The sequence below is a fragment of the Diplocloster hominis genome (genome assembly GCF_032380655.1).
GTDB lineage: Bacteria > Bacillota > Clostridia > Lachnospirales > Lachnospiraceae > Diplocloster > Diplocloster hominis.
On the sequence record NZ_JAWDIY010000026.1, the window covers coordinates 26,816 to 37,677 of the forward strand.

The 10,862-nt window shown below is 44.9% G+C and carries 12 protein-coding genes; 4 read left to right on the forward strand and 8 right to left on the reverse strand.

Annotated elements, in window-relative coordinates:
* Positions 1 to 18 precede the first annotated feature (18 nt).
* Complete coding sequence (locus ABC831_RS19775) at positions 19 to 366, reverse strand: transporter (RefSeq protein ID WP_343249794.1); 348 nt, start codon at positions 364 to 366, stop codon at positions 19 to 21.
* A 663-nt stretch (positions 367 to 1,029) separates the two neighbouring features.
* Between ABC831_RS19775 and ABC831_RS19780 the strand changes: the two genes are divergently transcribed.
* A complete protein-coding gene (locus tag ABC831_RS19780; RefSeq protein WP_425524609.1) occupies positions 1,030 to 1,878 on the forward strand; it encodes a cation diffusion facilitator family transporter in 849 nt (282 codons plus the stop codon).
* 7 nt (positions 1,879 to 1,885) lie between these two features.
* Here ABC831_RS19780 and ABC831_RS19785 read toward each other — a convergent pair whose 3' ends face one another.
* The gene (locus ABC831_RS19785) at positions 1,886 to 2,824 is read right to left on the reverse strand and encodes a hypothetical protein (RefSeq protein WP_343249795.1); all 939 of its coding nucleotides are present in this window, start codon (positions 2,822 to 2,824) and stop codon (positions 1,886 to 1,888) included.
* A 209-nt stretch (positions 2,825 to 3,033) separates the two neighbouring features.
* On the opposite strand from ABC831_RS19785, the gene ABC831_RS19790 reads away from it, so the two are divergent.
* Positions 3,034 to 3,885, forward strand: coding sequence for an AzlC family ABC transporter permease (locus ABC831_RS19790; RefSeq protein WP_343249796.1), 852 nt, complete (start codon positions 3,034 to 3,036; stop codon positions 3,883 to 3,885).
* The gene (locus ABC831_RS19795) at positions 3,882 to 4,208 is read left to right on the forward strand and encodes a branched-chain amino acid transporter permease (protein ID WP_343249797.1); all 327 of its coding nucleotides are present in this window, start codon (positions 3,882 to 3,884) and stop codon (positions 4,206 to 4,208) included. Before ABC831_RS19790 ends, ABC831_RS19795 begins: the two co-directional genes overlap by 4 nt.
* Positions 4,209 to 4,387: 179 nt before the next feature.
* On the opposite strand, the gene ABC831_RS19800 is transcribed toward ABC831_RS19795, so the two are convergent.
* From ABC831_RS19800 to ABC831_RS19825, 6 genes are all read right to left on the reverse strand, one after another.
* The gene (locus tag ABC831_RS19800) at positions 4,388 to 4,960 is read right to left on the reverse strand and encodes a GNAT family N-acetyltransferase (protein WP_343249798.1); all 573 of its coding nucleotides are present in this window, start codon (positions 4,958 to 4,960) and stop codon (positions 4,388 to 4,390) included.
* A gap of 46 nt (positions 4,961 to 5,006) precedes the next feature.
* Positions 5,007 to 6,110: a DNA alkylation repair protein gene (locus ABC831_RS19805; RefSeq protein WP_343249799.1), complete on the reverse strand. Its 1,104-nt coding sequence runs from the start codon at positions 6,108 to 6,110 to the stop codon at positions 5,007 to 5,009.
* Positions 6,111 to 6,337: 227 nt separating this feature from the next.
* Positions 6,338 to 6,691, reverse strand: a complete 354-nt coding sequence (locus tag ABC831_RS19810) for a GNAT family N-acetyltransferase (protein WP_343249832.1) — start codon at positions 6,689 to 6,691, stop codon at positions 6,338 to 6,340.
* A 234-nt stretch (positions 6,692 to 6,925) separates the two neighbouring features.
* Positions 6,926 to 7,339 (reverse strand): DUF3788 domain-containing protein, encoded by a 414-nt coding sequence (locus ABC831_RS19815; RefSeq protein WP_343249800.1) that lies wholly within the window; start codon positions 7,337 to 7,339, stop codon positions 6,926 to 6,928.
* Between the two features lie 494 nt (positions 7,340 to 7,833).
* Entirely contained in the window at positions 7,834 to 7,998 is a 165-nt protein-coding gene (locus ABC831_RS19820) for a hypothetical protein (protein WP_238721966.1), read from the reverse strand.
* A gap of 106 nt (positions 7,999 to 8,104) precedes the next feature.
* Complete coding sequence (locus ABC831_RS19825) at positions 8,105 to 9,046, reverse strand: 2-hydroxyacid dehydrogenase (RefSeq protein ID WP_343249801.1); 942 nt, start codon at positions 9,044 to 9,046, stop codon at positions 8,105 to 8,107.
* Positions 9,047 to 9,805: 759 nt separating this feature from the next.
* On the opposite strand from ABC831_RS19825, the gene ABC831_RS19830 reads away from it, so the two are divergent.
* Positions 9,806 to 10,858 carry a metallophosphoesterase family protein gene (locus ABC831_RS19830; RefSeq protein WP_343249802.1) on the forward strand — a complete coding sequence of 351 codons (1,053 nt, stop codon included), beginning with the start codon at positions 9,806 to 9,808 and terminating at the stop codon, positions 10,856 to 10,858.
* The last annotated feature ends 4 nt before the right edge of the window (positions 10,859 to 10,862 follow it).

The following is a 10,862-nucleotide window of genomic DNA, read 5'->3' on the forward strand; positions in this document are numbered from 1 at the left end:
GTACAGAATGCTATGGGATCATTTTTTGTTGTCTGTACGACTGAGAAATTCGACGAAGGCAAATATAATAGATATGACGGTTAGAACGGATACGATGAGCTCCGCGATGTTGTTGGCATAGTCTGCCTGGGAGGGAATGACGATGCCTAATACGAGAAAATAACTGCACCAGATCAGACCTAAGGAGAGCAGCAAAAAAGTAATGTATTTTAATATAACCGATAATCTGTTTAATAATTTATGGGTATAATTAATCTTTTCTTCGCTGTATGTCTGCTTTTTTATAATTGGTTTTATACTGCCTATGAGAAAACCAATGATTATTCCAGCTGTGATTGCGATACAGATCTTATAATATAAGGTCATCTTTTCCTCCGTTGGCGCATCTGGTACGCTGTTTTTTGATGAGATTTTGTGGCATGGGTCTGAGGCATGAGTCTGTGCTTTTGCATTTATTGGGCCGTAAATTCAGGTATCGGTTTTCCTGGCAGGAGCGTTTAAAGTTGTTTTATTTTACCATATATTCATTGATATATCTACGACAGGATTTTATGTGCCTGTATTCTTCATGGGGAAGGGAGGTGAAAGCGTTGAATTCATCGGATCGGGCTTACAATTGATTAGTGGAATTTATAGGAGGAAACATGGGGAAAATGTGCGTGATAATATAATAAAAAGTGATTGCAATTTTGGGATGAAACTAATATAATAGAAAGAATTATATTTTCCAGCCTGAAGAAACGGGAGGCATGATGTATGAAAAAAGAGAACAATATGGAAAAAGAGTACATAATCGGAAAAGATAACAAAATTGAAAAAGAGAACATAATACAAAAGGCAGGCAAAATAGAAGATGCGGACAGAATAGATAATACAGACAAAAAGGAAGATGCGGACAAAAAGGTAGATGTGGACAAAAAGGTAGATGCGGACAAATATGAAAATGCGAATAATATAGAAGATAAGAGCAGAGCAAAGGAGAATTCGGTAAAAAAAGCAGGCAGTTTAAAAACAGATAAACAAACAGCGATCCAGGTATCTGTGATCAGCATTATTGTAAATCTGTTGTTGTCGGCCGCTAAACTGGCTGCTGGTATTATTGGCAGATCCCAAGCTATGCTGTCTGATGCGGTTCATTCGGCGTCTGATGTGTTCAGCACATTTATTGTGATTATCGGTGTCAATATATCCAGCAAGGCTTCGGATGAGGATCACCAGTACGGACATGAGCGGATGGAATGTGTTGCTTCTATATTATTGGCGACGATTCTGTGTGCTACCGGCATCGGTATTGGGATGGTGGGACTTAACGATATCATAGGGGGAAATTATGAAAACCTGAAGATCCCGTCTGTCCTGCCGCTTAGTATGGCTGTGATTTCGATCGTGGTGAAAGAGTGGATGTACTGGTATACGAGAGCAGCAGCCAAGAAGATAAATTCCGGTTCACTGATGGCGGATGCGTGGCATCACCGGTCTGATGCGTTGTCTTCGGTGGGCAGTTTCGTGGGTATCCTGGGAGCACGTCTGGGACTTCCGGTACTGGACCCCATCGCCAGCGTGGTGATCTGCATCTTTATTATCAAGGCGGCTTTTGATATATTTTCCGACGCGATTTCGAAGATGGTAGACAAATCCTGCGACGAAGAAACGATTGAAAAAATGAAGGCAGTGATTCTTAGCATAGACGGTGTGAAAGAAATCGATGAACTGAGGACCAGATTGTTTGGAAATAAGATCTATGTGGACATAGAGATCGGGGCGGACGGGGACCTTACCCTCAGGGACAGCCACTCCATAGCGGAGGATGTACATCTCAAAATAGAGGAGGAATTCCCCGGCTGTAAGCACTGCATGGTCCATGTGAACCCCAGGTAGCCTGGTGCTAGGACCAGGGGGAGCCGGGATCGACGCCGTAGATTTGCACGATCTCCAGAAGGGGGCTGTTGGCGATATCTTTTGGTGTGACGATCATCCCCGAATCGGAGTCCAGATCATATCCAAAGTGAAAATAGGCGAGCCAGACCAGATGGGAACACTGGGTTCCGGTTACGGAACCGGGTGGCTGGTATTTGGGGCTCAGAACACCGGCAGGAAAATAGTAGGGAATATCATTCAGATTGTTCATAGCCGACCTGGCGATGGTTTCCCGCTCTTCTCCCGGAGTATCCTTTAGACGGAGAACCAGAAAAGAGGGAAAGGTTCTCCATTTGTCATAGTCCTGGGTTTTGGAGTTTCGTCCGATCACAACAGATTCCAGTGTCGTTTCGTTATCCGCATCTACGACGAGAGCTGCATGGCCGTTGCGCCAGCCTCCGATGTGGGAATTTTTCGTGATCAGGATATCCCCATCCTCCAGAGGGGCCAGCTTTGTCTCGGGGCGCCAATATCCATCCGGACCGATGGCGTGCTCTTCCTTGGAAATCGGACTGTTCCAGGTGCATTCATATTGGACCGGGGCAAAAAAAGCCTGCTGGATCTCAAGGATCTCTTGTCTGCCTGCGTCACCTTTTGCCAGAAGGGCGTCGACCGCCGGCTTTCCCAGACCGGCCTGATAATAAAGGGTTTTATAATCGGCCTGAGTAAGGTGGGAAGCGGACAAAATACCGGTCAGGTCCGTCATGGAATAATCCGGAGAAATATGAGCGCTGCGTTCCGCAACACTGCCGCTTATAAAAAAGATACATACGATACCCGCGAGCAGTGCCAGGATAAGATATGCGATCCGTCTGCAGGAACGATGCACGGAACGTTCCCGGGAAGGATATATGTCTTTTGAAATGCCAAAAGGAATGGGCATAAGTTTTGCGTGTTTTCTTTCCATATTAATCACACTTTCGAGCGCTACTATTTTTTATCGCTATGAGCACTTAGCGCCCGTATTTTGGGCGCTTATGTGCGATGCATAAAAAATAGTCAGCGAGGCTTTTTCGAGCGCTACTATTTTTTATTGCGCTAAACAATAAAAGTATTATATAATATTCAAAGACTGCCATATAAGGCCGCAAAATATACATATTGTGAGGTTTTTTTATGAGTAATGAGAAAAAAGCGGTGCTCAGGATTGCCTGTAAAGCGGCTTTTCCCCATACGATCCCGGTTCTGACCGGATATATTTTTCTGGGTATGGCTTTTGGAATTCTGTTGAACAGCAAGGGATACAGCGCGTGGTGGGCGCTGCTGATGAGCGGATTGATTTATGCCGGTTCCATGCAGTTTGTAGCCATCGAACTGCTGGCCAGTATCTTTAATCCGATCCAAACAATCGTCATGTCCCTGGTCGTAAATGCCAGGCACCTGTTCTATGGGATCTCCATGCTGGATAAATTCAAGCACATTGGCAAAAAGAAAGGATATATGATTTTCGCACTGACAGATGAAACCTTTTCCCTGTTGTGCGGTGCCAAGACACCGGATGGGGTGGATGAGAACTGGTTCCGGTTTTTTATCACCCTGCTGGATCAGTCTTACTGGGTTCTGGGTTCCGTAATGGGCGGAGTCATCGGAAGTATGTTCAAATTCAACACACAGGGCATAGATTTCGTGATGACCGCGCTGTTTATTGTGATATATCTGGACCAGTGGAAGAGTACGAAGGATCATTTCCCGGCCATCGCCGGTGTGGTGGTAACGGTATTGTGTCTGATTATCTTCAAAGCGGACAACTTCCTGATTCCCTCGATGATAGGGATTCTGCTTGTGTTGGCCCTATATAAGAAGAGATACGATAAAAAAATAGATGATGCGAAAATAAGTGATCAGATAATAAATCATAAGAAGCCATGTGCTGAGAACCTGAATACTGAGAACCTGAATACTGAGAACATAAATGGTGAGAACATAAATGCTGAGAATTTATATGATGGGAAGGGGGAAAAAATATGACTCCCACGCAGGCCTTTATAACGGTGATGCTGATCGCAGCCGCCACATTCGCCACTCGTGTGATTCCCTTCCTGGTGTTCCCGGACGCGGACAAAGCGCCGAAATTCGTCCGATATCTGGGCAATGTACTGCCCTATGCGGCGATCGGAATGCTGGTGGTCTACTGCCTGAAAGGGGTGAATCCCACAGCTTCCCCTTATGGAATTCCGGAATTGATCGCGGTGGCTGCTGTGATCGGCCTGCATCTGTGGAAGCGGAACACGCTTTTAAGCATCGGCGCAGGGACAGTGTTATATATGCTGTTAGTACAGTTTATTTTCTAATTTTATTGCGGATGAAAGATAATAATAGCGCTTGAAATACATTCATTGGCCATTTTTTATCGCTATGAGCACTTAGCGGCTGTTTTTTAGCCGCATACGTGGGATGCATGAAAAATAGTCAGCGAGGCATTTTCGAGCGCTACTATTTTTCATTGATTTTCTGCACGATAAACGGGAAATTATTTACCTGTTTCAATGAAATGCTCATCATATAGGTTCCAATATTTTTGATATACTCTATTTTTTTGTCCGTCAAAGTTTAACTGATACATTCGGAATATCACCGGAAAGTTCTTGGGCTGCCACTGTTCTTTATAAGAATAACAATATTTCATTCCGATTCGTTTCATAACAGCCCCGCTTCTGGGATTGTTTTTGTCATGTGTCGCTGTAATATAAGGAATCCCTTCATCCTTTAGTAATTCGATAACAGCATTACTTGCCTCACTGACAATTCCTTGATGCCAGTATTCTTTGCGGAGTGCATACCCAAAGTCATGGCTGTCATCATCTTCCGCATGTACATAGCCGATCGGGTAATCATCCTCTTTTAGGCAGATTGCAAAACAATATTTCTTGCCTCTTAACTGCTTTTCAAAAAAATTCTTAGTTTCGTACATTTCCTCTAAGGGATACCATGGTAAAAAAGTATTTACCTCTTTATCTGAAAAAAGCAAGTGGATTGCCTCCATATCGTTTTCTTCAAATCTTCTCAATATAAGTCTGTTTGTCTCGATTCTAATGTTATCCATTGGTATTTCCTCAACTTACGGTTTTTAGAGAACACCTTTTAGTAGATTAAATAGCTGATACCTCAAAATCCAATGTACCCCACTCTACACCGTTCACAATCAGCGTAACCGAATGTATACCGGGATAATGTTTCCTTGAACTTGTATCTATAAAGGAATGTGTTTTTCTATAAGACCTTTTTTCGTTTTCCTTTAATGAGGACTCGGATATTTTGAATATCTTATGGGTGCGCTTCCCGTTTGCTTTCACATAATCAATGCCATATTCCAGACGTACCTTAGTATCCTTTTTTGCCTCAATCTGAAAAGAAAAGGACATAGCTTTCCCAACAGAAACAGACGCGGAATCCAACGAGAAGTTATCAATATTCACACAATCGACGTCTGTAAATCCGAAAATACTCAGCACATCCCTGTTACCCATTTTAAGTAGTGTCCTGCATCCGTGCTTTACAATCCAATCGGTATGCTCGCTTTTACCATACCAATCCTTTGCAAGTCCTGATATTAAATCAGGATGTGTTTTTGAAATATCGTTTAGGTTGTTTGCCACACTTTTGCGGACATACAGCGACGGGTCCGCTTTCAGTCTTTCTAAAATCAGGAGAACTGGCGACGGGTCCTTTTTGAAATTGCTCAACGCCTGTCCCCATGGCAGCGCCGGACGGCAACCCTCGCTGGCAAGCCGCCGTACATGCTCGTTGTCATGCTCCGTCCAATCGGCCATCTGCGCCATCGTTCTGGCTTCATGCTTGATAATAAACGGCCTTACGGCAAATTCAGCCGTTGAATACTGCGTATACCGTTCCAATGCAGCCATTGATAAATCCCAATGGCGCTCATCCTGACCATACACTTCAACGAAGTCGGGAAAGTAGAGCAGGCCTGAATCCACAATCCCAGCAGGATAATCCGCAATAGCCTTGTCCAGAATACCGAGGGCATGTTCATAATCAGGCGGCAGATATTTTCCTAAATTAATCGTGATGCGCCGCATACGGGCTTTCAATTCCAACGCATTCCATGTTTCGTCCATAATGCCGGCAATAAAATTATCAGCCGGAAAGGTTGGATATATGGAGTTTATGCGCATAGCAAGCTCATGAATTGTATCGTAATTATAATATCTATCCTTCATTAATTCGGGCATGTACGCCTCCTTTCTTTGAGGATTTGTCTGAGGTTATCCGCTTAAAATAGGATGCCTTTGTTGGGTAGCGAAACCCGTACTCCGGAAAAGAGCCGCCAGCGGCGGCCTCATCAATTATAGCAGACAAGAGGCATAACGGTGTGTACCGTTGCGCCCTGCTTGCTACGATTAAGAACGGCTAAAGAGGAAGTACACCTTATACCAATAAGGCGCACCCAGCAAAATATTTATAGTTTCCACCATATTGTTTCTTCCAGTCTTTTCTCAACGAAACCACAGAGTTGCAAAATGCGTTGTGAGGCAAAACCGTCAATGTCCGTTTCCGCGATAATATGGGACACGTTTTCTTGTTTCAAAGCCCACTTGCACATGGCCTGCACTGCTTCTGTCATGTATCCGTTGTGCTCAAACTCTTTTCCCAACCCATAGCCAATTTCGACCTCTTGATCCGTATTCGGAATATCCTTGAAATCAGCGGAACCAACGACGACCCGGTCGCTTTTGCGAACCAGAAACCAGAAGCTATGCCATAAGTAATCGTTAGAATACTTTTCTGTTTTTTCTAATTGCCCTTTAACAATTTCGAGAAAAAGTCCCTACATAGGCTCTGCTTGATAAGAACAATTTAAGTCTTTCTCCAGCTTTGGTATGTTCTCTACCCACAATTTTAATTGATAGGGAAGTAATGGCACTAATTCAAGACGCTCCGTTTTCAATATCATTTTGCTACCTCGTGAGTTTATCTTTGTACGCCTTTTCCGCCAAGGCCGTTCTATACCAATAAAGCGTATGAATGGCTCTTAGAACTGTGAGGATTATGCTATACATTTCAAAGTCAGCAGCTTTTGAATATCGTGAAAGTGTTCCCTGTCCGTGACGCGGTAATGTATCCAGCCCCCGTCGCCACAGAGATACCGGTTGGCAATACAATCTTGGGTATCTCTTCCCACTTGGCTATAAACAGCTTCAAACTGCTTGTCGGATAATCTCACCATCACTGTAAAGGCATTGTTCTCGGCGAAAACATTGCATATGAGCTTTTTCTTTTTTCTGTGAGCAACACCCCAGCCATATTGATTTCCGTAGGGAAATACTATTGTTTGCACAGTACCGTATGTTTGGGACAGCCATTCATTCATGAGGGCAAACAGTTCCGCGTTTTCTCCGCAATAGGCTGTCAAATCCGCTATGGACGGTGCGACTTGCTTATTTAGCATTCTCTCGTACATACAACTCTCCTAATTTATGTTCAGATTTACGCTTTTTCCGCCATTGGCGAACGAATGCAACACCAGTTTGTTCCATTCTAATATTAGCGTGTGGAAATATCAAACAACTCATTTCGTTTCATTACTTTATTCTACTACTCATAACCCTGTTTGTACACTTGGGCACCATTTTGCTTATTGCAGGATCGTATTCTACATAGCAGAAATGCTGATTTCATGGGCTTTTCCGGCTGAAAAAAGGATTTTTCCACCGCCGAATATATTCTATTTTTTATAGCTATGAGCACTTAGCGGCTGCTTTTTAGCCGTTTACGTGCGATGCATGAAAAATAGTCAGCGAGGTTTTTTCGAGCGCTACTATTTTTTATAGCTATGAGCACTTAGCGATATTCTTCTAAAGCATGAAAAAGCATAGCTACTATGGATAAGTTCAGTAACTATGCCTTTCGAATGTCATATGTACTTTCATCAGAACGGAACAGAACATTTTACAATCAGCACTGCAGCATATTTTCCGCATCCTTAATATAATTATCCACATCTTCGCGGGTGATAACATCCGCAGTATTCCACCAGCTAGGCCGGCCTACGCCCAGTTTTCGGCGGGCATCCGCATAATATTCTTCCGTTTCCGGACTTTCAAAATTCAGATTAATCATACACCCAACTCCTTTTCGCGTAACTGGTAAGTAATTTCTACATACCAGTAGTATAGTACAATTACGCCAAAAAGCAAAGCGTTATTTGATAATATTACTACATATGTTACATAACATTAACCGGAGTCCCATCCATCCATTTGCGGATGTTGTCAAATACGATAGCGGCCCGCTTTACCAGCGCCTCTTTGGTTGCAAAAGCTACATGCGGGGTGACAAGGGCGTTTGGTGCCTGCAGGAGGGGATGGTCACCGGGGATAGGAGGCTCCGTCTCAAATACATCAATTCCGGCCGCGGCGATCGTGCCATCCGACAGAGCGGCGGCCAGATCCACGCTGTTGACGACGGGGCCCCGGGCTGTATTGATCAGAACCGCATCGGATTTCATTAATTTTAAATTCTCACGGTTGATCAGTCCTCTGGTGTCCTCAGTCAAAGGCACGTGTAAAGATACAATATCGCAGACGGATAATAGTTGCTCCAGGGAGACATTCGTTACTCCACCGATCTCTTTCGGAGTCCTTGAATAAGCATATACCTGGCATCCAAATGCCTGGGCGATGCGGATGACACGGCAGCCGATGGCCCCGGTGCCGACTACGCCGAATTTTTTTCCTTCCAATTCAAAACCAACCAGCCCGTCTTTCGTCTGGCCCCCGCGAACCGCCCGGTCACAGGCAGGTATATTCCGGTAAATGGAAATAAGCAGCCCAAACACCAGATCGGCCACCGCGCAGTTCGAATAACCGGCGCAATTACAGATCATGATCCCCTGTCTTTTACATGCCTCCGCATCAATGTGGTCAATTCCGGTGAAGGCAACGGACAGGAGCTTTAACTTTTCGCAGCCCTCAATCACTTCCCGATTCAGAGGAAGATTCGAGACGACCAGAACCTCCGCGTCTTTTCCTCTCTGAATCAGTCCGGCCGTATCCGTAATTCTGGTATCATAATAAACGATTTCGGCCTGAGCGCCCAGAGCCTCCTGTGCCATATGCAATAACAGATCCTGATCCACTCCCAGTGGTTCCGCAATAACAATTTTCATAAACTTATCCTTTCTAAAATCATCGATAGGGGACATGTCCATTTCGCCTTATTTACAAAAGGGGACATGTCCATTTCGCCCTAACAAAAGGGGACATGTTCTTTCTGTCCATTCTGCCCCATTTCGTCAATGTATTTTTCCTGTTTTCACCAGTTCCATTCCAATGCATGCTTGATAAATAATCCGAATCTGGCCTTTCTCTATTTTAACACTGAAGCTGAAAATTAGAAAGATCCGTCTGAATATTTATCAACGTGGTATAATGTAAAGATACCGGAATACTGGGAAATGCTGGAAGGGATGAGGTTAAGCGTTTGTTTATAGCGGTAAATTTACCTGAAAATACGAAAAAGCAGCTGTATTAATCATTCGGATTATGAAATCTTGTTCGGCCAAAGGAAATATACGAGAATGGAAAATCTGCATCTGACACGCTGCTCCCGCGTTTTACTGCCGGCAGCCAAAATCAGTCTGATGAAAAGTGAAAGGGTCCGGGGGCAGCTGGTTTATACGGAAGTCGCAGAAATCCCGATATAATAAGCGGAAAATAGAACAAATGTTTGAAAGAAATGCGCTTGATATGCTATAATAGGGAAACACAGTAAGTACGATTCAAATGTATGGAGGAATGGTTGAAAAAATGAAGTTCACCCATACCTTATTTTGCAGCTTTTCGGCAAACCCGCCCGAAGGGCATACATGAAGGACTGCTGTAAAGGATACCTATATGTGCTTGAATACGCACAAGCGGAGGATATTATGAGATTTATTCATATAGCAGATGTGCATCTCGGCGCGGAACCGGACAGGGAATATCCCTGGGGGGCGCGCAGGGGCAGGGAAATATGGGACAGTTTCCGGGCAGTGGTCCGGCGGGCTGAGGAGGAGAGGACAGATCTGTTGCTGGTAGCGGGTGACCTGTTCCACCGCCAGCCGTTGAAACGGGAGTTAAAGGAAGTAGATTCCCTGCTGGCAGGTCTGACCAGAACGAAAGTGGTTATGATCGCCGGCAATCATGATTATATCCGGCACGATTCCTATTACCGGAATTTCGAGTGGAGTCCGAACGTTACCTTTCTCAGGCAGGAAGAGATGGAAAGCATCTATTATCCGGAGCTTAACACGGAAGTTTATGGATTCAGTTATCACAGCCAGGAGATTCGGGAAAGCCGGTATGATGAAGCCAAACCCCGGAAAACAGACAGGATCAATATCCTTCTGGCCCATGGAGGCGATGACGCTCATATCCCGATCCGTAAGGATCTTCCGGCAGTCAGCGGATTTGACTACATAGCGCTGGGACATATCCATAAGCCGGGTATGCTCGCATCAGGCCGGATGGCTTATGCGGGAGCCCTGGAGCCGGTCGATAGGAACGATGCCGGGCCGCATGGCTATATTTCCGGGGAAATCGCCAAGGGTCAGCCCCGGATCAGTTTCGTGCGCGCTGCGAGCCGGGAATATATGCACAAGGAATGGCAGATCACTCCGGAGGATACCTTTGAAGCCGTCCGGGCCCGAATCCAACAATTTATAGAAGAAAACAGCGGCAGCTACATCTATAAAATAATACTCCGGGGGCAGAGAGATCCGGACATTTTTCTGGACACGGAAGAGCTTTTGATGCTGGGAAATATCATTCAGATAGAAGATGAGACAGAGCCCAATCTGGATTACGAGAAGCTGGAGCGGGAACACGGGGACGATCTGGTGGGCCGCTTTATCCGGAGGTTTAGGAAACAGCCGGATACCCAGGTGAACAGGGACGCGCTCTATTACGGGGTTCAGGCACTGCTCAACGGACAGAGGTAGAAGA